We start from the raw sequence: 24,015 nt of genomic DNA on the forward strand, positions 1-24,015 counted from the left end.
AGTTTTTAACCTTTTTGCATTACTAGCTGAAGGCCCAGCCAAGCCATAAAAATACACACCATCACGTTTAAGATGATATTGAGGGCCATTTTAATAAAGTGACCTTGTTGTAACAACAACAGCGAATCCATTGAAAATGTTGAAAAGGTGGTTAACGCACCTAAAAAGCCAACCCCGATCAGGGCTTTAGCAGGGCTTTCGGCGATTATATCTTTATCTAGTAAACCGTACAAAATGCCCATCAACAATGAACCCAGAATATTAACCGCCAACGTGCCAAAAGGGAATCCCCTACCGAGGAGTTTTAGCATGCTTTCGCTAATAAAAAACCGTAAACACGCTCCTGAGGCTCCGCCAAGGGCGATCATCATATAAAGTTTAATCATTTTCGTATCGTTTAAGTGGGCTTTGCGCGTCGCGCTCTTTTAGGTAATCGAGCTTTTGCTTAATTTTTTGCTCAAGGCCACGATCGCTCGGTGAGTAATACTCCCTACCTTGCATTTCTGGTGGTAAATACTTCTCTCCGGCAGCAAAAGCGCCTTCTTCGTTGTGCGCATAACGATACTCAGCGCCATACCCTAAGTCTTTCATTAAGTTGGTTGGGGCATTACGTAAATGCTCGGGCACGGGGTAACTTGGCTCGTTTTGGGCATCGGCCTTGGCTTGATTAAACGCCATATACACCGCATTACTTTTAGGTGCGCTGGCTAAATAAAGTGTGGCTTGGGCAATTGCGCGTTCGCCCTCGCTTGGGCCAACTCGCTGAAAAATATCCCATGCGTTTAGCGCCACTTCCATAGCGCGCGGATCAGCGTTGCCTATGTCTTCTGTGGCAATGGCAAGTAAGCGCCTAGCTACATATAAAGGGTCGCCACCACCGGCTAAAATACGACAATACCAATACAGCGCGCCATCGGGAGAGCTGCCACGTACTGATTTATGAAAGGCTGAGATTAAATCGTAAAATTCATCGCCGCCTTTGTCGTATTTAGCTAAATGTGTGGGCAGCACTTGGCTAAGTACGTGCTCGTCTACCTTGTATTGGCCGTTTTGCTCTGTGGTTAAATCAACCGCTTGCTCAAGTAAGTTAAGTACTTTGCGCGCGTCGCCACCACTTGCTTGGCACAGTGCTTTTTTTGCGTTGTCGGCAATTATTATGTGTTTTTGGTTTAATTGTTCGTCTTGTTTGAGTGCACGATCTATTACTGTGTATAGGTCGGTATCGGCAAGCGATTTTAAAACATACACCCGCGCCCGCGACAAAATAGCGTTGTTAAGTGCAAATGATGGGTTTTCGGTGGTTGCACCTACAAATATAAACGTACCGTCTTCTATATGCGGTAAAAATGCATCTTGCTGAGATTTATTAAAACGGTGTACTTCGTCAACAAACATTAAGGTGCGTTGGCCACGGCTTTGTAGGTTTTCGCGCGCCTGCGTAACGCTGTCGCGAATGTCTTTAACGCCTGCAGTAACTGCCGACATTTGAATAAGCGCAGCATCGGCATGATTAGCTATTATTTGCGCGAGCGTTGTTTTACCTACGCCCGGCGGGCCCCACAATATTAAACTATGGCAGCGCCCTGCAACAATTGCCTGATGCAGTGGTTTATCAGCGCTGAGTAAGTGCTGCTGGCCAATGTATTCATCAAGCGTTGTTGGGCGCATACGCGCTGCGAGTGGGCGCACATCGGGCCCAAAGTTAAATCCTAAGTTACTCACCGTTACTCTGATCGTCTATTTCAACACCTTCAGGAGGCGTAAATTCAAAGGTGCTTTTATCAAGCGGCGTATTAACTTGTGCATCATTAAAAGTAAACGACGATAACTGCCCTGAATTATCGGTTACCACTAATTTAGCCAAACCTTGCTCGTTACCAGCAAAGGTTATATCTAGCTGCTCTACTTGGCTTTCTACGCCTTTGTTTGGCGTTACGCTAAAGCCGCTATTTGTAGCCAGTACGCTGTATTTTTCCCACTGCGCTGGGTCTTTTGAGGTAAGTAACACAAACGGCGTTGAATCTATAAGGCTGCTAGTTTGCATAATAGTTACTTGCTCGGCAAAACTGTCGAAGTAATATGTTTTATCCCCATTTGATACAAATAATGTATCGTCTGGATTGGTTTGCTGCCAGCGGATCATCATAGGTTGTTGCAGGGCAATTGTGCCCTCGCCTTGCATTACTGCTTGGCCTTGTTTGTCTGTTACTTTTTGCGAGAACTGCGCTTTAAAGCTTTTTAGCGTTGCGAGTTGATCTTGTAATGCTTGGCTGTCGTCTGCAAAGCTTGGCGTAGCAACTAAGCTGCCAAGTACTAATAACAAGGTGTTAAGTTTTTTCATTAATTTGCTCCATTAGGTACTAATACATCGCGAGCGCCATTGTGGCCAGCTGAACTCACGATACCCGATGTTTCCATTTGTTCTACTAAGCGTGCTGCGCGGTTATAGCCAACACGTAATTTACGTTGCACAGACGACACCGATACTTTACCGGTTTCAATTACAAACGACACGGCTTCGTCGTATAGCGGATCGTTTTCTTCATCTGCGTTTTCGCTGGCTTCACCCGGTAATAAAATATCCTCGTTCGCGTCGCCATTAAGTATTTCGTCTATGTAATTTGGTTTAGCACGGGCTTTCCAGTCGTTTACTACTGCGTGTACTTCGTGGTCGTCTACAAACGCGCCATGCACACGCTCAGGAACACTTGTACCTGGCGGTAAATACAACATATCACCCATACCTAGTAAATTTTCGGCACCTTGTTGGTCAAGTATAGTGCGCGAATCTATTTTACTCGATACCTGAAACGCCATACGCGTTGGTATATTTGCTTTAATTAAACCGGTAATTACGTCTACCGATGGGCGCTGTGTTGCCAGTATTAAATGAATACCTGCGGCACGTGCTTTTTGCGCAATACGGGCAATTAGCTCTTCTACCTTTTTACCTACAATCATCATCATGTCGGCAAATTCGTCAATTACTACCACTATACTAGGTAGTTTTCCAAGCTCATCTGGGCCATCTTTCATGCCATCGGTGTCTTTAAATAATGGGTCCATTATTGGATAGCCCGCTTCTTTGGCTTCAAGCACTTTTTGGTTGTAACCTTTTAAGTTACGTACACCCAAAGCCGACATTAGCTTATAACGACGCTCCATTTCGCCTACACACCAACGCAGTGCATTAGCGGCTTCTTTCATGTCGGTAACTACTTCACACAATAAATGCGGAATACCTTCGTATACCGAAAGTTCAAGCATTTTAGGGTCAATCATGATCATTCGTACATCATCAGGCCCCGATTTGTACAGTAAGCTTACTATCATCACATTAACGCCCACTGATTTACCCGAGCCTGTAGTACCGGCTACCAGTAAATGCGGCATTTTGCCAAGGTCGGCACATACCGGCTCCCCGGCAATATCTTTACCTAAGACCATGGTGAGTGGCGATGGGTTTTGCTCAAATTTAGGGGCGTTTATTACTTCTGATAAACGCACTATTTCGCGATACTTGTTAGGCAGCTCTATGCCTACATAGGTTTTACCCGGAATAACCTCAACCACACGTACACTAATTGCCGAAAGCGAACGGGCTAAATCTTTTGCTAAACCGGTAATTTTAGACACCTTTATACCGGGTGCCAAATCTAGCTCAAAGCGCGTTACAACTGGCCCTGGGTATACTGCTACAACCTTTGCTTGTACGTTAAAGTCGAGCAGTTTTGTCTCTACTAGCCGCGATACTGTATCGAGCTCTTCTTGCGAAATAGGGTTTTTAGCTTTGTCGGGTCTGTCGAGTAAATCAAGCGATGGTAATGGCCCTAGTGGCGGCTCTTGATTAAGTAATTGTTCAAATTTTTCTTTGGCTGTTGGCGGCGGCTGATACGCAGCTTTTGGCTTGTTCATTGGCCTTGCTGGCGATACTACTGTAGTTACAGGCTTTTCTGGCTCTACTACTGGGCTCTGATCAAGTGCATTAAGTGCAGCTTCTGTATCCATTGGATCGTCATCTATGGCGCTAAAGCCAATTTCTTGATCGAGAATATCATCTAGCTCGTCAAACGGCATAAATTCGTCGCTAATTTGCGGCTCATTAAATGGCGTTTGCGGTTTGTTAATTGATTTTTGTTTATTTACTTTTTTAGTATTTGTTTCATCGGCTTGCTCGTTGGCGTCTGGTTCAAATTGTGCGTCTATTTGCTGATTATCATTACCAGCTAAACGCTCTCGGTTTAGCCAGCCTTTTACATAATTGCTTATGTAACGATAAAAACGTACGATTAAATCACCTAAATAATCAACAAAATCAACCCACGATACGCCCGTTAATAATGTTAAACCGGCAAAAAAGAAGCACAATAATAGTATTGAAGTACCGGTAAAGTTAAATGCTGGCATCATTGCCGATTCAATCACATCGCCCACTACCCCGCCTGATGAAAAGTTATAAATATCATCAAAATTAATGCTGCTAATAGCGGTAGCTGAGGTAATAAATAAAGCAAAACCAATAACACGCAATGCTAAGGTGGTGTAGTCGAGTTGTAAAATTCGGTGCGGTTGTTTAAATAATAAATAACCAAATATCTGAATTGCGGCCGGTACTAAATAAGCCAACCAGCCAAAAGTGAGTAATAATATGTCAGCAATCCATGCACCCGCAGCGCCAGTAATGTTTTTTACTTCGCTAAAGCTAGTTTGCGACCATGCAGCATCCGCCGGATCAAAGCTGATTAAGGCACATAAAATAAATATTGCTGTAAAAGTGCTGATTATCAGCCCTGTTTCTAATAGCCTTTGCACACCGTTTAGGCGCATAATTCCCTATTCCTCTTTATTATTTTTACACTCACTTAGCAGTGGAATACCTTAGCAGGAAATGTATTTTGTTGCACTTTATCTTAACCTTGATGGCCTGATTATGAACAAGTTTTTATAATTTAAACTTATATTATGCGAAACTAATTATAAATTACTATATTAGCCTATAAATAACACACATATTGTAAATCAGCTTAAGCAACATAGGGGGCGAATAATTACGCCTTCCTCGCCTTTTACTTCTTCCATTACTACATAAGTACGACTTTCGCTAACATTGGGTAACTTTAAGAGTATATCGCCCAGTACTCCTCGATATTCTGACATGTCGTTTACCCGCGTTTTAAGTAAAAAGTCAAAATTACCCGATACTAAATGGCACTCTATTATTTCGTTATGCTTTTTAACTGCAGCACTAAATTCGTCAAATACATCTGCCGATGTTTTAGTAATAGTTACCTCAACGTATACCGATAAACCTTGGCCAAGCTTAGCCGGATCAACCACAGCCTTGTAACCAAGTATATAACCTTCTCGCTCCAACTTTTTTACACGCTCTAAACAAGGTGTCGCACTTAAGCCAACTCGTCGGGCCAGTTCCACATTAGATAACCGCCCATCCTGTTGTAATTCCACTAATATTTTTCGATCTATTCTATCTAATAGTGTATGCATACTCACCTAGTTTATTATTCTGTTTAAAAGCCAAAAACAGATATTATCACTATAATATGTTAAAAAAAAGGTAAGACACACTAGCAACTCATGAATATAATAGTGAAAAACTTATCCCGTTCTAACAAGGCAAAATTATGATTATAGGTGTACCTAAAGAAATTAAAAACCATGAATACCGCGTAGGTATGGTTCCTGCTAGTGTTCGTGAGCTCGTTAATCACGGCCACCAAGTATTAGTGGAAACAGATGCGGGTATGGGCATTGGCTTTACTAACGACGATTACGTACAAGCCGGTGCTGAAATTTTAGCAACACCTGCTGATGTATTCGCAAAAGCCGAGATGATAATTAAAGTAAAAGAGCCACAAGCGATTGAGCGTGCCATGCTGCGCGAAGATCAAATTCTTTTCACTTACTTACACCTTGCCCCTGACTTACCACAAACTGAAGACCTAGTTAAAAGCAAAGCAATTTGTATTGCATACGAAACAGTCACAGACTCTCGCGGTGGCCTTCCTCTTTTAGCACCTATGAGTGAAGTAGCAGGTCGTATGTCTATTCAAGCAGGCGCACAAGCACTTGAAAAAATAAATAAAGGCAGTGGTATGTTACTTGGTGGCGTACCGGGCGTTGAGCCAGCTAAAGTAGTTATTATTGGCGGCGGTATGGTTGGCCGTAGCGCTGCACTTATGGCGGTTGGTTTAGGTGCAAACGTAGTAATACTTGATCGTAACATTGACGTATTACGCGCACTAGACGCACAGTTTGGCAACAAAGTACGCGCTATTTACTCAACTGCCGACGCACTTGAAAAACACGTACTAGAGGCCGATTTAGTAATTGGTGGTGTACTTATTCCAGGTGCAGCTGCACCTAAACTAGTAACTGCTGCGCACATTAAAGCCATGAAACCAGGCTCTGCAATTGTTGACGTTGCCATTGACCAAGGTGGCTGTATTGCCACCTCTAAAGCAACTACCCATGCTGATCCTACGTTCATTGTTGATGACGTTGTTCACTATTGTGTTGCTAATATGCCGGGCGCTGTGCCACGTACTTCTACGTTTGCACTTAACAATGCAACCTTGCCGTTTATTATTAACCTTGCAAACAAAGGTTATAAAAAGGCATTGCTTGACGACGCTCACTTCTTAAAAGGCTTAAACGTAATAAAAGGCCAAGTAACTTACAAAGAAGTAGCACAAGCGTTTAACATGGAATATGTTGATCCTCGTACTGCGCTAGAAAACGTTTAATTTAGCGTAAAGCACTCAAGCATTAATTTACTTGAGTGCTTTAAACTTTAGAGTAAACATTAGTGCAAACAAAAAAGCAGCTATTAGCTGCTTTTTTGTTGTATAGATTTTAAATTTTATAAGGTTACTTATATAAAACGTTTAATTATAAAATCTACTTTTACACGTTTTGCTTGGCCAAGTAACTTTTTAACCGCTTGCGGATAATCGTCCATGGTTTCTAAATCATCTGGGCCAGTTAAACGGCGACAGTGCTGCAGAATTTCTTGCTTTTCGTTGTCAATATCTTGCATTATTGTTTGTTGTGGATCTTCAATTAAAATACCATTTTCAACATCCAGTCCCCACGCCCGCGGGTTAAGGTTATGACCACTGAGTAAATGTACTTTTCTGTCTGAACAAATGCCTTTTAAATGAAACGAATTACTGTCGTGCTTCCATAAATAAACGTTTAAATTACCGTTATCAATATGGCGTTTTTGTGTTTTAACAAATTTATGCAAAATAGTTTCGTATAAATACGGCAACGCGCCTATTTTACTAAATGGCTCGCTAGGCGGTACATAAAAGTCGTTAGCCGTTTTATCGCCTACTACAATAGTGACTTGCTTACCTTGTTTTAATAAGCGGCGTAATGAGCGCATTAATGGCGCCGGAAAATTAAAGTAAGGCGTGTACAACACTAGCTCTTGCTCGGTGGCGTCAAACATGGTTTTAATTAAACGATTAAGTTCGTTATTGCGTCGCCCTAATCCTAAAAACAAACGAATACCTAAGGACTGAGTATTATGCAGCTCGGCGCTGTTATACCTTGCTGTTTTTAAATCACGCATTAATTGCTTTTGATCTAATCTAAAATCATTAAGCTTTGGCAGCGGGCGGCTATCAATACGCGGCACTGCATTTGAGCTAAGTAATGTTGTTTCAATAAAGTCTATTACAGCATCGCACAATGCGTTTTGCGTAACTAAAAAGTAACGATCGAGGCGATAACGGTCGTTATACTCTAAATACACATTATTTATACTCGCGCCGCTATAAAGCAAGGTGTCGTCAATCACAAAACCTTTTAAATGCAATACGCCAAATAACTCTTTCGCTTTTACTGGTACACCGTATACCTGCACGTTCGATTGAAACTTTTCGAGGTAATCACAATATAAACTGGCATTCCCCTCAGATTTTTCGGCACCAATAAGGCCACGTTGCGCGCGATGAAAATCTACCAGCACTTTTATTTCAAGCGCTGGGTTAGCTAATGACACCTGGTGCAGTGCCTCTAAAACTTCACGTCCGGCTTCATCATCTTGTAAATAAAGCGTGGTTATATAAATTCGTTTTTTTGCGTTGGCAATTAAACGTAGCAATTGCGTACGGTACTCTTGCGCATTGGTTAAGACGTTAAGGTCTTTTGAAGTCAACCCAAATGCGGGTTTTTCCTGCCAAAATAACATAGTTGCCTATTCACTTAGGTCACATAATCTTTCAGTGACAAATCAAAATTAGGTAAAACATATCAAAAAAAATCAAACCGGTCATGAATTAACGCAGTTTTGTTGCGTATTAGTCTGTTTATTGAACTAATTTTACTTATTAGACATAAATTACTCCATTTTAAGTACACAATATTGCACAGCTTTAAAATTTGTTAAAAAAATTAATCACGGATTTTGTTTACTTCCTGCTTGTTTTTCTTAGAATCGAGCGCATTACAGAGTGAATTAAACGTTTAGGAAAAAACCATGACTGAAGCAAAACATTGTAAGTTACTTATTTTAGGCTCAGGCCCCGCTGGTTACACTGCCGCAGTTTACGCAGCCCGCGCAAATTTAAACCCGGTATTAATTACTGGTATGCAACAAGGTGGCCAATTAACCACCACTACCGAAGTAGAAAACTGGCCTGGCGATGCGCATGGCTTAACTGGTCCTGCGTTAATGGATCGTATGAAAGAGCATGCTGAGCGCTTTGAAACTGAAATTATATTTGATCACATAAATAAAGTAGACGTGTCTAAACGCCCTTTCACTTTAACTGGCGACCAAGGCACTTACACCTGTGACGCACTAATCATTGCAACAGGCGCGTCTGCTAAGTACCTAGGCTTAGAGTCAGAAACAAATTTTCAAGGCCGTGGCGTATCTGCGTGTGCGACCTGTGATGGTTTTTTCTATAAAGGACAAAAAGTAGCGGTTGTTGGCGGCGGTAACACAGCTGTTGAAGAAGCGCTTTACTTATCTAACATTGCCGATGAAGTGCATGTAATTCACCGTCGTGATAGTTTCCGTAGTGAAAAAATATTAGCCGACCGCCTAGCTGAAAAAGCAGCAAACGGTAATGTGGTAATGCATTACAACCGTACGCTTGACGAAGTATTAGGTGACCAAATGGGCGTTACCGGTGTGCGTATTAAAGATGCAAACTCTGATGCAACCGAAGAGTTAGACCTAGCGGGCGTATTTATTGCTATTGGCCATAAGCCAAATACCGATATGTTTGTTGGCCAACTAGAGATGAAAGACGGCTATATAATTGTTGAGTCGGGCCTTAATGGCAACGCTACACAAACTAGCGTACCAGGCGTATTTGCCGCTGGTGATGTGTCGGATCATATTTACCGCCAAGCAATTACTTCTGCCGGAACAGGTTGTATGGCAGCATTAGATGCTGAGCGCTTTTTAGATAATCTATAAGCTGTTAAGTGTTTAGTGAAAAAGGCTGATAAATCAGCCTTTTTTTATGTCTAAATTATAGTTACACTTTTGTTATTCGTTTTTATTGAAGTATTGTATGAAAAAGCAGCTGTACCAGCTAAGTAATACCGATATAGCATTTCCACCTATAGAGTGCGCTCTCGACTCCCCCGACGGTTTACTCGCTATTGGTGGCGATTTAAGTTTAGCGCGGCTAAGTAACGCTTATAATAATGGTATATTTCCGTGGTTTAGCGAAGACGAGCCAATAATGTGGTGGTCGCCCAGTGAGCGCGGCATTGTAGAGCTCGATAATTTTCATATTAGTAAAAGCCTGCGCAAGCATTTAAAAAAGCACCCGGTCACCGTTACTATAAATAATGCCTTTATTGAAGTGATTGAAGCATGCTGCGAGCAACGCATTGATACCGATGGTACGTGGATAACCTCTGACATGCTCACTGCGTACATTAACGCCCATAACGCAGGCATTGCTCATAGTGTAGAAGTGTGGCGCGAGGGAGAGCTTGCAGGTGGCTTATATGGCATTATGCAAAATGGTGTTTTTTGTGGCGAGTCGATGTTTCATCATCAAACAAACTGCTCTAAGCTGGCTATGTGGGCGTTGGTTAATTGGCTTAAGCGCCATAACGCGCATTTTATTGATTGTCAGCTCGAAAACCCCTATTTAATGTCGTTAGGGGCGACAGTGATCCCACGCCCTGCATTTTTAGCTAAACTACACGCAGCGCAAAATTATAAAGTAGACCCTGCTATGTGGATACCACAGGAGCTTAACGCTATTTATGAATGAACATATTCCTGCACGCGCTGGTTTAAGCCAAGAGTTTGCTTGTAGTTATTTACCCAACCGCCAAGAGCAGTTATTGGTCATTCTTGATCCAAGTTGCTACAGCAGCGATAAATTTGAGTCTTTGCTGGCGTTAGGTTTTCGTCGCAGCGGTAACCAAATTTACCGCCCGCACTGTCCAACTTGCAGCGCATGTAGCTCTGTACGTGTATTAGCACAAGAGTTTATTGAGACAAAATCGCACAAACGTAAACTAAACAAAGCAAAAACACGCTTTGAAGTTAAATATTCTAACCAAGAGCGCCCGCAATACTACGCGCTGTACAGTAAATATATTAGTTTGCGCCATCAAGACGGTAGTATGTATCCTCCTGATAAAACACAGTTTCAGAGTTTTTTATTATGCAGTTGGTTAAACATCACTTTTATAGAACTTTGGGATCAAGACAATTTAGTTGCGGTTGCCGTAACTGATTGTATGGACAAGGCTATTTCAGCTATTTATACTTTTTTTGACCCCGACTATGAGCAGTATAGTTTGGGTACTGTGATGATTTTACAGCAGCTAATATTTGCTAAAGCACAAAATAAGCACTACGTGTACTTGGGCTACCAAATAGACGAATGTCCTAAAATGAACTACAAAACGCAATTTTTACCGGCGCAAAAACAAGTCAAAGACCAGTGGTTGACTATTTAATTTGCAAAAATAGCCGCTGCGCCTTTACTTATTGGCGTATTTTGGGCAGAATCTGCAGCGTTTAACTATTAAAGAGGTGTTACGCTAAACATGGCGAAAGAAGACGTAATCGAAATGCAAGGGACAGTCCTTGATACTTTACCAAATACAATGTTCCGAGTTGAGCTAGAAAATGGTCACGTAGTTGTGGCTCATATTTCAGGCAAAATGCGCAAAAACTATATCCGTATTTTAACCGGCGATAAAGTAACGGTAGAAATGACTCCTTACGATTTATCGAAAGGTCGTATCGTATTCCGTGCTCGCTAAGTAAGTGCGTAAACGAGATTTAGTTTTTGGCTAGTGTTTCACTAGCTTTAAGCGTTTATTAAATGTAATTGATGGATATTAACTAGCAATTACATTTAATAAACAAAAAACCCAGCCTTGCTGGGTTTTTTGTTGTCTATAAAACATTACAAAAAAGGCCTGCTTTTTAAAAGCAGGCCTTTTTATTTAACTCATTTAGCGCATATTAAACTAAGCTGGTGTTAAATCACTTTGATAATCAAAGCGAATTTTTTTATCTTTAACCGATACTTTAACCGTACCGCCTTCAACAAGTTCACCAAAGAGTATTTCGTTGGCTAATGGTTTTTTAAGCTGCTCTTGGATAATACGTGCCATAGGACGTGCCCCCATCGCTTTGTCGTAACCTTTGTCAGCCAACCATTCCCGTGCTTTAGCACTTAGCTCAAGATTAACTGACTTTTTATCCAGTTGCGCCTGAAGCTCCACAATAAACTTATCAACCACAAGTAAAATAACGTCTTTATCAAGGTGATTAAACCAAATAATGTTATCTAAACGGTTTCTAAATTCTGGTGAAAATACTTTATTAATTTCACCCATTGCATCGTGCGTATGGTCTTGCTCGCTAAAACCAATTGACGCACGCGTTGTTTCTTGCACGCCCGCATTGGTGGTCATTACCACGACTACATTTCTAAAATCGGCTTTGCGGCCGTTATTATCAGTTAATGTACCGTGATCCATTACTTGCAGCAATATGTTGTAAATATCTGAGTGCGCTTTTTCAATCTCATCTAACAGTACTACCGCATGCGGGTTTTTAATTACCGCTTCAGTGAGTAACCCACCTTGCTCAAAACCAACATAACCTGGTGGCGCACCAATTAGTCGACTTATTGCATGGCGCTCTACGTACTCCGACATATCAAAGCGAATAAACTCAACACCCATACATTTAGCTAGCTGTTTAGTTACCTCGGTTTTGCCTACCCCTGTTGGGCCTGCAAATAAGAACGACCCTACCGGTTTTTCTTCGTTGGCTAAACCAGAGCGCGATAAGCGAATAGCTGATGTAAGCGCATCAATAGATTGATCTTGCCCAAACACCAACATTTTTAAATTGCGGTCTAAGTTTTTTAGCGTTTCTTTGTCGCTAGATGACACACTTTGCGGTGGAATACGCGCCATTTTAGCCACAATGTTTTCTATATCGGCAACGCCAATGGTTTTTTTACGTTTAGAGCTAGGCAGTAAACGTTGGCTTGCACCGGCCTCGTCAATTACGTCAATTGCTTTGTCGGGCAAATGGCGTTCATTAATATATTTTGCACTTAGCTCTGCCGCTGCTTTTAATGCTTTTTGCGTATAACGAATGCCATGGTGCGCTTCGTAACGCTCTTTTAAACCATTTAATATTTTAGTGGTATCGGCAACACTCGGCTCAAGCACATCAATTTTTTGAAAGCGACGTACCAAAGCACGGTCTTTCTCAAAAATATTTTTGTACTCGTTATAAGTTGTCGAACCCATACAGCGTAATTGCCCGCTAGAGAGTAGCGGCTTAAGTAAGTTTGATGCATCCATAACTCCACCCGATGCCGCGCCGGCACCAATAATAGTATGAATTTCATCAATAAATAAAATAGAACCCGGCTGTGCTTGCAGCTCTTTTAGTAAGCTTTTAAAGCGTTTTTCAAAATCGCCACGGTACTTAGTACCTGCCAATAATGCGCCCATATCAAGCGAGTAAACAACTGCATCGGCAATTACTTCGGGTACTTGCTTATTTACAATACGATACGCTAAGCCTTCTGCAATTGCTGTTTTACCAACACCTGCTTCGCCTACTAATAGTGGGTTGTTCTTTTTACGACGACACAACACCTGTACAGTACGCTCTACTTCACTATCGCGCCCTATTAATGGGTCAATGTGGCCTTCGAGCGCTTGTACGTTTAAATTAGTGGTAAAACTGTCGAGCTTGCTTGCTTCTTCGCTTTGCACTTCTTGTACGTCTTCGTGAATATCGTCGGTGTCATCGCCTAATTCATCATCGCCTTTGGCAATGCCATGCGAAATAAAATTAACAATATCGAGACGTGATATGTCGTGTTTTTTAAGTAAATAGACTGCTTGGCTTTCTTGTTCAGAAAAAATAGCCACCAGCACGTTTACGCCTGTCACTTCGTTCTTACCCGATGATTGCACATGAAAAACAGCACGTTGCAATACACGTTGAAAACCAAGTGTTGGCTGAGTTTCACGCTCTTCTTCTAAATCTGGAATAACCGGCGTGGTTTCGTTAATAAACTCAAGGAGTTCAGTTTTTAACTCTGCAACATTTACTGCACAGGCACTTAGCGCTTCCCCAGCAGATGGATTGTCCAAAAGCGCAAGTAAAAGGTGTTCTACCGTCATAAACTCATGACGACGTGTACGCGCTTCGCGAAACGCGCTGTTCAAAGTAAGTTCTAAATCTTTATTTAGCATTGGCAACCCCTTACAGAGATAATAATTTTATACCATTACAATCGAACGAAAGATCATTCGCTTGGTATTTATTCCTGCTCACAACTACATAGCAGTGGATGCTCGTTATCCCTTGAATACCGGTTAACTTGTTCAGCTTTTGTATGGGCTACATCTGAGCTAAATACGCCACAGATCCCCTTCCCTTGTTGATGAATTTGCAGCATCACGTCGGTTGCTCTATCGCTATCCATATTAAAAAACGTCATCAGGACCTCAATCACAAAATCCATTGGCGTGTAATCGTCGTTATTTAAAACAACTTTATATTTTCGCGGTGGTTGCAGCTTTTGCTTTTCCTTGTCGCGAACGATGTCTATAACACCTGAATCTTTCATACCACTCATAATTAAATATAGTCTTGTCTTTGTAACTCAAGCAAACTTGAATAAAAAAATAAATAAAATGTTAATAAATAGATCAAAACACTTGACTGACTGGCTAAATAAACTACAGTCAAACATAGATTGATTAAACCTTAGTCAGTCTAGCAAATTATACAGTTTAGATTAACTAAATTAGTGAACTTATAGAAGGATGTAGAAGTATGGCTTGTGGTAAAGTCAAATGGTTCAATAATGCCAAAGGTTTCGGTTTCATCGTAGAAGACGGCTGCGAGAATGATATTTTCGCTCATTACTCAACAATTGTAATGGACGGCTATAAAACACTTAAAGCTGGTCAAGATGTAACATTCGAATTAGAACAAGGCCCTAAAGGCTTACATGCTAAAAATATAGCGCCTAACGGTGATATTATTGAGTGACTGTTATTTTGTTCTACTAAAGCGAGTGACCTGCTTAGATCCTCGCTTAATTCCTTCAACATCTTTTTTATCATCTCTTCTTCTGTATTAATAGCCTCATTATCTGCAAATTCAACCCTTTTCCTTGAATTTATTTTATCTACCCCAATATTTTCTGTATTGAATGTTAAATATCAATTTGTATTAAATACGCGAATATACCAATAACATTAAATTAATGAGTAATTTCGGTGCAAAACAAATGGCTTAACAATAGGGTTAAACAATGTATCCCATTGTTTTACTTTAGTTATTTTAAAAGTAACCAATAAGTCATTTAATACGCAAGCATGCTCATATTTTTAATAAAATTGGCATTTACTATAGCGACAAGTAAAAAAGCTTAATAATTAAGCATAAATTTAAATGTATAGTTATTCTATATGAAAATTTTAATGCCATTATGAAACTTTAGTCCGTTAGAACGATCAATGTTTTTAATTCAATTGGTATAACTACTTGGATGGTGCTTGCAAAAACTAGCCCTTTTAAACCAAGCTTGTTACACTCTTTACCCTAAAAATAACGTATTAACGCTAGCCTAAAGGCTAATTTATTTTTATTAAATGTTTAGTTATAAATACGGTACTAGCTGGTCAGGTGTGACTATTTTGCTTTATATAAATATAGGGCAATAAACACCTAACTGACTGCTCGTTGCTCCATTATTAACGCTTTAATGTATTACCAATACTGGTGGCAATGATTTCTTTGCATTGTTGAATATGGTCGTTATGGCCAACTATCTAGGAATGATGATGACATCAAAAATTATCTATACAAAAACGGACGAAGCTCCGGCACTCGCAACTTATTCGTTGCTACCTATCATCCAAGCATATACAAATGCGGCAGGTGTTGAAGTTGAAACTCGCGATATTTCATTAGCAGGTCGTGTAATTGCAAGCTTCCCTGATTATTTAACACCAGAACAACGTATTAACGATGCACTGGCTGAACTTGGCGAACTGGCTAAAACACCAGAAGCTAACATTATTAAATTACCAAACATCAGCGCCTCTGTACCACAGCTTCGCGCGGTAATTAAAGAGCTTCAAGCTAAAGGTTATGCACTTCCAGAATACCCTGTTGAGCCTAAAAACGATGAAGAAAAAGCAATTCAAGCTGCGTACGACAAAATTAAAGGCAGTGCAGTAAACCCAGTACTACGTGAAGGTAACTCAGATCGTCGTGCACCTGGTTCTGTAAAAGAATATGCACGTAACAACCCGCATTCAATGGGTGCGTGGAGCAAAGATTCTGAATCTTACGTTGCTAGCATGAGCGAAGGCGACTTTTTTGGTTCTGAGCAATCAGTAACTGTTGATACAGCCACTGATGTGCGTATTGAACATGTTGCAACTAACGGCGACGTTACTGTGCTTAAACAAAGCACACCGCTTTTAGCTGGCGAAGTTATTGATGCATCAAGCATTAGCGCTGCTAAACTGCAAGCTTTCTTAGCTGCCGAAATTGATGCTGCTAAAGAAAAAGGCGTATTATTCTCGCTGCATATGAAAGCGACAATGATGAAAGTATCTGATCCAATCATCTTCGGTCACGCTGTAAAAGTATTCTACAAAGATGTATTTACTAAGCATGGTAAACTTTTTGAAGAGCTAGGTGTTGATGTAAATAATGGTTTAGGCGATGTGTACTCTAAAATTCAAACATTAGATGACGCTAAGCGCGAAGAAATTGAAGCAGACATTCAAGCTGTTTACGCTAACCGCCCTGCTATTGCTATGGTTGATTCTGACCGTGGTATTACAAACTTACACGTACCAAGTGACGTGATCATCGATGCATCTATGCCTGCTGCAATTCGTTCAAGCGGTCAAATGTGGAATAACGATGGTAAATTACAAGACACTAGCTTTGTAATTCCAGATCGTTGTTACTCAGGTATTTACCAAGCAACTATTGATTTTTGTAAAGAAAATGGTGCGTTTGATCCAACAACTATGGGGAGCGTTCCAAACGTTGGCCTTATGGCGCAAAAAGCAGAAGAATACGGTTCACACGACAAAACGTTTGAAGCTAAAGCAGACGGTTCAATCCGTGTTGTTGATGCAAACGGTACTACTTTACTTGAGCACAGTGTTGAGCAAGGCGATATTTGGCGCATGTGTCAGGTTAAAGATGCACCAATCCAAGATTGGGTTAAGCTTGCAGTAAACCGTGCACGCGCAACGGGCGTTCCTGCTATTTTTTGGTTAGACGAAAACCGTGCACATGATGCGCAGCTAATCAAAAAAGTAAATAAATACCTACCAGAGCACGATACAGCTGGCCTAGATATTCAAATTTTAGCACCGCTTGAAGCAACTTTATTCTCTTTAGCGCGTATTAAAGAAGGTAAAGACACTATTTCTGTAACAGGTAACGTTTTACGTGATTACCTTACAGATTTATTCCCAATTTTAGAGTTGGGTACAAGTGCTAAAATGCTGTCAATTGTTCCACTTATGAACGGTGGTGGCTTATTTGAAACTGGCGCAGGTGGTTCTGCACCTAAGCATGTGCAACAATTCGAAAAAGAAAACCACTTACGTTGGGATTCTTTAGGTGAATTTTTAGCACTTGCTGCATCGCTTGAGCACCTAAGCGTAACGACGGGTAACAACAAGGCACAAGTACTTGCTGACACCCTAGATAAAGCAACTGGTACTTTCCTTGCAGAAAACAAGTCGCCTTCACGTAAAGTAAAAGAAATTGATAACCGTGGTTCTCATTTCTTCCTATCTTTATTTTGGGCACAAGAACTTGCTAAGCAAAATGACGACAGCGAACTTAAAGCGCAGTTTACGCAAATTGCTAGTGACCTTGAAACTAACAAAGAACAAATTGTTAGTGAGCTAAACAACGCGCAAGGCCCAGCGGTAGATTTAGGCGGTTACTTCCAGCCTAACGACGATGCTGCTTTTAAAGCGATGCGTCCAAGCACTACCTTTAACGATATTCTTGCTAAATTAGTATAATATTGAAATGAATTTAAAAGCCGCTTACTTGCAAAAGTAAGCGGCTTTTTTATGTCTAAAATTTACAAATAAAAAGGCCGCTATTTATAAAATAGCGGCCTTTTTAGTAGTAGCTTTAACCTCCAATATATAGGATGTTTAGCTTAGTTTCTGATTACTTAGTATATGCGCGTGGCATACTTGACTCAGTTGTATAACGGTCACGCAGTTTATCTTGGCGAGATTGTGTAGATACCTCAACCCCATTAATAAACATTTTGCTCACGTGGCTGCTAAGCTCAAACGGATCATTGCTCCAGATAACCACATCGGCCGCTTTACCTACTGCTAGGCTGCCTGCATTAATGCCAAATACATCAGCCACGTTTGCTGTAACTGCTTTTAACGCACCTTGTTGGCTCATACCATACGATACAGCATTACCCGCATCAAAACGTAGCTGGTAAACATTATGACTGGCATCGCCGCCCACTGTTAGCAGTACTTTTACGCCGGCCTTCTCAAGTAATCCTGCATTATTTAAACTCGCATTTAATGAGTCAAAACTACCTGGCAAACTATCCATAGCACTAATGATCACTGGAATGTCTGCTTTAGCTAAACGCTCTTTAACTACAACAGCATCTTGCGCACCATTAAGTACTAAGTTAATGCCAAACTGCTGCTTTACTTTAATAAGCTCAACTATATCGGCAGCGCGAGATACATTAACGATTAATGGCATTTCACCGCTAAGTACTTTAACCATTATTTTATCTTCGGCGGTTGGCTTTTTGTCATCTTTTTTAGCTTTTTTATCGGCTTTAGTTTGATGTTCATCAAGCTTATTTATAAGCGTTTGCAAAGTAAACGCACGCGAACCTTTACGGCGCTCACCTAAATTAACCACTAGTGCCACTTGTTTTTGCAGTACGCTTTCAAAGCTACCACTTAAATCAACTACACTTGCAAGGCCTGCAAAAATACTCTCGCCGCCCTGTGGGGTGATCACATCGCGTGTAATTCCGCCTTTACGTGCGTAAGGAATTAACCCCGAGTGGCCGTTAAAAGCTAAACTTGCATCAAAATCAATACCGGCTTTTTCATCGCCGCCATCGCGTGAGCCTGCAACCGCACCTACTTCAACTAAACCTAATTGGTTAATACTGGCAATAAAGCCAGGCGTTACTATTTGGCCCTTAGCATCAATAATTTTGTCGGCTTTTACAGCGCTTGGATTAATGGCAGAAATTTTGCCATCAGTCATTACAATGCTCGCGCCCTCTAATACACCTTGCTCTGTTGATGTGTGTAATGTGGCGTTAATAATTGCCAGTGACTGCGCATTAACCGCGCCTGCTGCTAATAACCCTGCAGCAACCAGAGAAAGCGAAAACGAACGTGATAAATTTTTCATTCTGGGTGCTCCTTATTGTTGACCTAACATAAAATCACTTGTTGCCTGATACGTGCTATCGTTTCTATCGTAAACTTTTGCACCATCAACAAACACTTGCTCAGCTTTAGCGTAAACACTAAACGGGCTTTGGTTCCAAATAACCACATCGCCCTGTTTACCCGCTTCGAGTGAGCCTGTTTTATCATCAATTCCTAGTGATTTTGCCGCATTAGCAGTGATCCACTTAATTGCGTGCTGCTCCGAAATATCAAAACCATTTTGATTAGCGCGGAACATTACCTTAGCGGCCTCTTGGTTTAAGCGCTGAATAGTCGTATCTGAATCAGAATGAACTACCGCACACGAGTTTTTAACCGCATCAACAATGGCCACATTTTCTTGCACCATGTCGTAGGCTTCCATTTTAAAGCCCCACCAGTCTGGCCAAAGCGCAGCACATGAACCATTTGCAGCTAGCATGTCGGCAATTTTATAGGCTTCTATACCATGATGAAAAGTACCCGCGTGATAATTAAATTCTTTTGAAAGGTCAATCATCATCGCCATTTCTTCTGCTTTATAGCAATGGTTATGAATGCGCACTTCGCCCTCTAACACTCCTCGCAATGTATCGTATTTAATATCGCGGGTAGGTGCTGCTGGGTTTTTACCCGCTGCATAATCGCTATCGTATTTATCCCACGCGCGTTTGTATTCTACAGTTTCGGCCCATGCCATTCTGTAACCGGCCATGTTCCCCATACGGGTTGACGGTAACGTGCCTTTACGACCATAAACGCGTTTTGGGTTTTCGCCACACGCCATTTTTAAGCCGTACGGCGCATCTGGAAATTTCATTGCTTGCATTGTATGCGCTGGTACGTTTTTAAGTGTTACGCCGCGCCCACCAAACAAGTTAGCAGAGCCAGGTAATATTTGTAGTGAGGTAATACCGCCTTCGCGAGCACGGTTAAAGCCTGGATCTTGTGGCCAAATAGAGTGCTCTACCCATACTTCCGCTGTATTTGGGCTGGTCATTTCGTTACCGTCTTGATGCGACTCAACCGAGGGGCTTGGATATGCACCTAAATGTGAGTGAACGTCAATTATACCCGGTGTGACCCACTTGCCTTGAGCATCAATTGTGGTATCTGCTGATGCAGTTAAATCTTTGCCTACTTGTTGTACTTTACCATCAACAAGTAATACATCGGTATCATCTAAGCGCTCGCCCGTACCTGTTAATACAGTGGCATTAGTGATCAGCGTGCTTGATGTAGCAACCACTTTATAAGTACTTGGGTAAGGGTTTTTGTTTATTGTTATTTTATCGTCTTGTGGGCCGTTTTCTTGGCAACCAACAAGTGCAGTTGCTAAGCCAATAGCTAACAATGAGGGAGCAAATTTTTGCATGTTATTCGGTTCTCCTGTTTTTTTGCTACTTTAGCTAAAGCTAACTAATAAAGCTAAAAAAACAGGCCAAAAACCAATAAATTGAGATGAGTTGCTGTAATTACTTTTTTATATAATTGTTATAAAGTTTCTCTAGTGCGCCTTCGGTTGTTAACACTGGATCTTTTTCCATAAAGTGCTTAACAGTGCGAGTTACAAAATCAGAGTTTTGTTTGTGCAGCTTTGAAAAATCTTTAATTAACGTGTTGCCATCTTTAGCGGCAGTTACTTTGTCATGCCGATGACGATACTGGCTAAGTGCTTTGTTAAAATCGCCTTGATAGTCTTCAACCAATATTTTATAAAAATCACTTTTATCAACATTTAAGTCGGTAATGCAGTAGCTTAGTGCCTCTTTAAAATCAGTAAATAACACGCCTTCTACGTCAAATTCTTTGGTTTTTTCCCGCACTGTGACCTTAGCCTCTTCAGTGGCGTAACTAAAGCCAGTAAATGCTAAGCGCTCTGCGGCTTCTTTACCTAGTTTCATACCCGCTTGAATGCTATGCGCAAACTCGTCGCTCATATCACCTAGTTCACTCTCTTCCCACATGTTATAAACACGCAGTGGTTTAGCGTATTTATTAGAAAGCTTTTTTTTCATTTTAGTAAAGCGCTCATCTATCGTCATTAACCTTTCGTTATGTAGTAGCGCATAGCACTCATAACATGCCGGTATTGATACAAAGTCGGCTTCTTCACCTAGGTCAATAATGCTTTGTAGCATGTGTAATGGCGGACAATGGTCGCGCTCTGTCGCTTCACAGCCACAATAAAAACATTGGTTAAAGTGCTGTTGGTCGCATGCATACGCCTGCTGATAATAACTGGCTAGCGTTTTACTCACAGTGGCTCCTTTTAATTAAACACTAAAAATTAGGGGGCGATAATAACAGTCTGAAAAAATATGTCAGTAGCTATAAAATACTTTTAATAAAATTATTTTATAGCTCAGACTATATTTAAATCACGGCAGCGATTAACCCAAACAATCCACCAAACACGCCGCCCCATACAACTAACCAACCTAAGTGCTCGCGGATCATGGTTTGAATAATCTCTTTAACCATTTTAGGGGTTAGCTCATCAAGGCGCTCATCAACTAGTTTAAGCACCGTTTTATGTAGGCTTTCTGCGCTATTACCTTGTGAAAGTGTTTGGCTTACTAATGCTTTAAAGTCGTCAGTTTGAGAAATCTCACTAAGCGACAGTTGCATTTTTTCAATGAATTTTTCACGCATTGGCTCAACCGCCGCACTGCCACCAAACATAGCAAGCATGCTGCCAAACTGAGATTGCTCAATTACCTCTAGTAAACTGTCGAATGCGGGGTTTAAATCAACATTATTTATTATTGGTTCAAAGTCGATATTAGGTTGCGCTTTGCTGAGTAAGCTATTAATTTTTTGCTCTGAAAAAAACTCAGTTAAAATTAAGTTTCTTATTGCTACTTTAAAGCTTTGAAACTTTAACGCGATTACTCCCGAACCATATAAAAAAGGTACTTTTTCGAACAGCATATGAATAGCTAATAAATTAGTCACTGCTCCAGAGAGTGCAAATAAACCAACCGACAGCACAATTGCCTGATCAAATATAAAGCCGAGAACAACAAATATACCCGCTAGCAAATTGGTTATTAAACTTTTATTCATTTTTATTCCATTTCAGTGATTTATGGCATTAATTTTACAACGATTAGTTTGTTAAATTAATACCTTTTTGCCATAGTTTAAGTATCGGTTTAAAAAGCGAGCAATTGTTATGTGGAAAACAGTAAACGAGCAAATAAGCCAAGCCATACATTATGACTTTAAACATACTCATAAACAGCAACTTCAGAGCACCAACACAGACAAACTTTTTCATATAACCAATGGTACGCACAACTATTTAGTAAAAGTAGCGTTAAAAAATGAGCTTGAGCGCCTAGAAAGCGAATCGCTTGGTTTAAAGCTGCTCACAGAAAACGGGGTGTTTATAGTGCCTGATTGCATTACAACAGGTGCAAATATAGAGTTCTCGTTTATTGTTTTAGAGTGGTTAGAATTTGACAAACAACCACACCCCACATGGAACGCAATGGGTAAAGGCTTAGCAATGTTGCATCAAAAGCATCAGCAAGCCATGTTTGGTTTTGATGTAGATAATTATTTAGCCACTACAGTACAGCCTAATAGCTGGCATAAAAAGTGGAATATATTTTACGCCGAAGAGCGCATAGGCTGGCAATTACAATTATTGGCAGAAAAAGGCATTATATTTATAGAGCCAGAACGATTAATTAATTTAGTAAAAGAGCAATTACACAGCCACCCCGTAGAGCCATCATTATTACATGGTGATTTTTGGCGTGGCAATGTAGGGTTTATAAATACAGTACCGAGTATATTTAACCCTGCCTGTTATTACGGTGACCGAGAGGTTGATATAGCCATGAGCGAGCTATTTTCACCACTGCCAGATGATTTTTACAGCGCTTATAATCAACAATATCCGTTGCTAGCAAGTTTTGAGCAACGTAAATTAATATACCAGCTTTACCCTATTTTAAACCACGCTAATATTTTTGCGGGGCATTACCTTACCCAAGCAAAACAACACATAGAAAGGTTAATAAAGTAATCCTAATAAACTAAATTAAACGCAGTAAACATTCAAACCCGACTATATTGAGCTTATACCAATAGCATTAAGTAAGTGATTAATTAGTGTAATTATATTATTGAAAGCCTACTTAATAATGTACATGGAGTGATTATGAAAAACTTTGTATCGCAACGTATTTCATGTCCGCACTGCGGGCATCATATTCATTTAGATTTAGATGCCAGCATGGGAGATCAAGACTACATAGAAGAGTGCAGCGCCTGTTGTAACCCTATTCATTTAAACATGCACATTGACCATGCTCGTAATAAACTAGAATTACATGTAGATAGCGGCGACGAACAAATATTTTAACTCTGCTGACGCAAGTAGTTCTCGACCGTATTTATTATGGTATAGGTTTGCTGATCTACCTCAATATTAAACTCATCACCTAGCTTAGCTGCATCTAAGTTGGTAATAGCGAGGGTTTCGGGAATAAGGTGCAGCCAAAAGCCCTGCTCATCAACATTACCTACAGTTAAACTTGCGCCATTTATAGCCACAAAACCTTTATACAATACATACTTTTGCCACTGCGGCGGTATGCACAATAGCATTTTATAATTACTTTGCTGTTTAACTATTTGCACCACTTTAGCCGTACAGTGAATATGGCCAGACACAATATGCCCGCCAAGTTCTGTACCAAAGGTTACTGAACGCTCATAATTAACTAAACTATCCAGTTCAAGCTTACCTAAGTTAGTTAACTTGAGTGTTTCATCAATCACATCAAAATATACCTGCGCCATTAAATCATCATCACTTGCTAATACTTTAACAACCGTTAAACAACAGCCATTAATAGCAATACTCGCCCCTAAATTTAGTTGCTGTATATATTGCTTTTCAACCGCTATGGTTAATTGCATCACGCCATTTACTTGGTTAGCCGACACGACTCTCGCTTGGGTTTGTATAATTCCTGTAAACATATAATCTCTTAAGTTTATTACAAA

General features: G+C 40.6%; 22 protein-coding genes. 9 read left to right on the plus strand and 13 right to left on the minus strand.

Going from position 1 to position 24,015, the window contains the following annotated elements:
* Positions 1 to 5 precede the first annotated feature (5 nt).
* The 5 genes from crcB to lrp form a co-directional block, all read right to left on the minus strand.
* A complete protein-coding gene (crcB, locus tag RB215_RS08315) occupies positions 6 to 386 on the minus strand; it encodes a fluoride efflux transporter CrcB (protein WP_041454454.1) in 381 nt (126 codons plus the stop codon).
* A complete protein-coding gene (locus RB215_RS08320) occupies positions 379 to 1,722 on the minus strand; it encodes a replication-associated recombination protein A (protein ID WP_309216196.1) in 1,344 nt (447 codons plus the stop codon). Before RB215_RS08320 ends, crcB begins: the two co-directional genes overlap by 8 nt.
* Complete coding sequence (gene lolA / locus RB215_RS08325) at positions 1,715 to 2,341, minus strand: outer membrane lipoprotein chaperone LolA (protein ID WP_089368369.1); 627 nt, start codon at positions 2,339 to 2,341, stop codon at positions 1,715 to 1,717. Before lolA ends, RB215_RS08320 begins: the two co-directional genes overlap by 8 nt.
* On the minus strand, positions 2,341 to 4,827 hold the full coding sequence (locus tag RB215_RS08330; RefSeq protein WP_011328393.1) for a DNA translocase FtsK: 2,487 nt from the start codon (positions 4,825 to 4,827) through the stop codon (positions 2,341 to 2,343). Before RB215_RS08330 ends, lolA begins: the two co-directional genes overlap by 1 nt.
* Before the next feature lie 192 nt (positions 4,828 to 5,019).
* The gene (gene lrp, locus RB215_RS08335) at positions 5,020 to 5,505 is read right to left on the minus strand and encodes a leucine-responsive transcriptional regulator Lrp (RefSeq protein WP_309216197.1); all 486 of its coding nucleotides are present in this window, start codon (positions 5,503 to 5,505) and stop codon (positions 5,020 to 5,022) included.
* A 137-nt stretch (positions 5,506 to 5,642) separates the two neighbouring features.
* Here lrp and ald point away from each other — a divergent pair, with 137 nt between their 5' ends.
* Positions 5,643 to 6,764, plus strand: coding sequence for an alanine dehydrogenase (ald, locus tag RB215_RS08340; protein WP_011328395.1), 1,122 nt, complete (start codon positions 5,643 to 5,645; stop codon positions 6,762 to 6,764).
* Positions 6,765 to 6,892: 128 nt separating this feature from the next.
* On the opposite strand, the gene pssA is transcribed toward ald, so the two are convergent.
* Positions 6,893 to 8,218: a CDP-diacylglycerol--serine O-phosphatidyltransferase gene (gene pssA, locus RB215_RS08345; RefSeq protein ID WP_011328396.1), complete on the minus strand. Its 1,326-nt coding sequence runs from the start codon at positions 8,216 to 8,218 to the stop codon at positions 6,893 to 6,895.
* Positions 8,219 to 8,506: 288 nt separating this feature from the next.
* Between pssA and trxB the strand changes: the two genes are divergently transcribed.
* The 4 genes from trxB (at position 8,507) to infA (ending at position 11,277) form a co-directional block, all read left to right on the plus strand.
* The gene (trxB, locus tag RB215_RS08350; RefSeq protein WP_011328397.1) at positions 8,507 to 9,457 is read left to right on the plus strand and encodes a thioredoxin-disulfide reductase; all 951 of its coding nucleotides are present in this window, start codon (positions 8,507 to 8,509) and stop codon (positions 9,455 to 9,457) included.
* Positions 9,458 to 9,554: 97 nt separating this feature from the next.
* Entirely contained in the window at positions 9,555 to 10,271 is a 717-nt protein-coding gene (gene aat / locus RB215_RS08355; RefSeq protein WP_011328398.1) for a leucyl/phenylalanyl-tRNA--protein transferase, read from the plus strand.
* Positions 10,264 to 10,968, plus strand: a complete 705-nt coding sequence (locus RB215_RS08360; RefSeq protein ID WP_041454455.1) for an arginyltransferase — start codon at positions 10,264 to 10,266, stop codon at positions 10,966 to 10,968. The genes aat and RB215_RS08360 overlap by 8 nt, the downstream gene beginning before the upstream one ends.
* A gap of 90 nt (positions 10,969 to 11,058) precedes the next feature.
* Positions 11,059 to 11,277 carry a translation initiation factor IF-1 gene (infA, locus tag RB215_RS08365; protein ID WP_002962494.1) on the plus strand — a complete coding sequence of 73 codons (219 nt, stop codon included), beginning with the start codon at positions 11,059 to 11,061 and terminating at the stop codon, positions 11,275 to 11,277.
* A gap of 210 nt (positions 11,278 to 11,487) precedes the next feature.
* On the opposite strand, the gene clpA is transcribed toward infA, so the two are convergent.
* Positions 11,488 to 13,749: an ATP-dependent Clp protease ATP-binding subunit ClpA gene (gene clpA / locus RB215_RS08370; protein ID WP_011328400.1), complete on the minus strand. Its 2,262-nt coding sequence runs from the start codon at positions 13,747 to 13,749 to the stop codon at positions 11,488 to 11,490.
* A gap of 68 nt (positions 13,750 to 13,817) precedes the next feature.
* Positions 13,818 to 14,126, minus strand: coding sequence for an ATP-dependent Clp protease adapter ClpS (clpS, locus tag RB215_RS08375; protein WP_011328401.1), 309 nt, complete (start codon positions 14,124 to 14,126; stop codon positions 13,818 to 13,820).
* 209 nt (positions 14,127 to 14,335) lie between these two features.
* On the opposite strand from clpS, the gene cspD reads away from it, so the two are divergent.
* Entirely contained in the window at positions 14,336 to 14,554 is a 219-nt protein-coding gene (gene cspD, locus RB215_RS08380; protein WP_011328402.1) for a cold shock domain-containing protein CspD, read from the plus strand.
* Between the two features lie 797 nt (positions 14,555 to 15,351).
* Positions 15,352 to 17,574, plus strand: coding sequence for an NADP-dependent isocitrate dehydrogenase (locus RB215_RS08385; protein WP_011328403.1), 2,223 nt, complete (start codon positions 15,352 to 15,354; stop codon positions 17,572 to 17,574).
* 154 nt (positions 17,575 to 17,728) lie between these two features.
* Here the strand turns inward: RB215_RS08385 and RB215_RS08390 are convergent, their stop codons facing one another.
* The 4 genes from RB215_RS08390 to RB215_RS08405 all read right to left on the minus strand — a co-directional run bounded on the left by RB215_RS08390 (position 17,729) and on the right by RB215_RS08405 (position 22,059).
* A complete protein-coding gene (locus RB215_RS08390) occupies positions 17,729 to 18,970 on the minus strand; it encodes an amidohydrolase family protein (protein WP_309216198.1) in 1,242 nt (413 codons plus the stop codon).
* A gap of 12 nt (positions 18,971 to 18,982) precedes the next feature.
* Positions 18,983 to 20,365 carry an amidohydrolase gene (locus RB215_RS08395; protein ID WP_011328405.1) on the minus strand — a complete coding sequence of 461 codons (1,383 nt, stop codon included), beginning with the start codon at positions 20,363 to 20,365 and terminating at the stop codon, positions 18,983 to 18,985.
* Positions 20,366 to 20,465: 100 nt separating this feature from the next.
* Positions 20,466 to 21,251 (minus strand): hypothetical protein, encoded by a 786-nt coding sequence (locus RB215_RS08400; RefSeq protein WP_309216199.1) that lies wholly within the window; start codon positions 21,249 to 21,251, stop codon positions 20,466 to 20,468.
* A 115-nt stretch (positions 21,252 to 21,366) separates the two neighbouring features.
* The gene (locus RB215_RS08405; protein WP_309216200.1) at positions 21,367 to 22,059 is read right to left on the minus strand and encodes a DUF445 domain-containing protein; all 693 of its coding nucleotides are present in this window, start codon (positions 22,057 to 22,059) and stop codon (positions 21,367 to 21,369) included.
* 109 nt (positions 22,060 to 22,168) lie between these two features.
* Between RB215_RS08405 and RB215_RS08410 the strand changes: the two genes are divergently transcribed.
* Complete coding sequence (locus tag RB215_RS08410) at positions 22,169 to 23,029, plus strand: fructosamine kinase family protein (protein ID WP_309216201.1); 861 nt, start codon at positions 22,169 to 22,171, stop codon at positions 23,027 to 23,029.
* Positions 23,030 to 23,164: 135 nt separating this feature from the next.
* Positions 23,165 to 23,368, plus strand: coding sequence for a CPXCG motif-containing cysteine-rich protein (locus tag RB215_RS08415; RefSeq protein WP_011328409.1), 204 nt, complete (start codon positions 23,165 to 23,167; stop codon positions 23,366 to 23,368).
* Here the strand turns inward: RB215_RS08415 and RB215_RS08420 are convergent.
* The gene (locus RB215_RS08420) at positions 23,365 to 23,991 is read right to left on the minus strand and encodes a riboflavin synthase subunit alpha (protein WP_179807349.1); all 627 of its coding nucleotides are present in this window, start codon (positions 23,989 to 23,991) and stop codon (positions 23,365 to 23,367) included. The two genes, RB215_RS08415 and RB215_RS08420, sit on opposite strands and share 4 nt — an antisense overlap.
* Positions 23,992 to 24,015: the final 24 nt, after the last annotated feature.

The organism is Pseudoalteromonas sp. HL-AS2 (assembly GCF_031198805.1).
In the GTDB taxonomy this organism is placed as follows: Bacteria; Pseudomonadota; Gammaproteobacteria; order Enterobacterales; family Alteromonadaceae; genus Pseudoalteromonas; species Pseudoalteromonas nigrifaciens.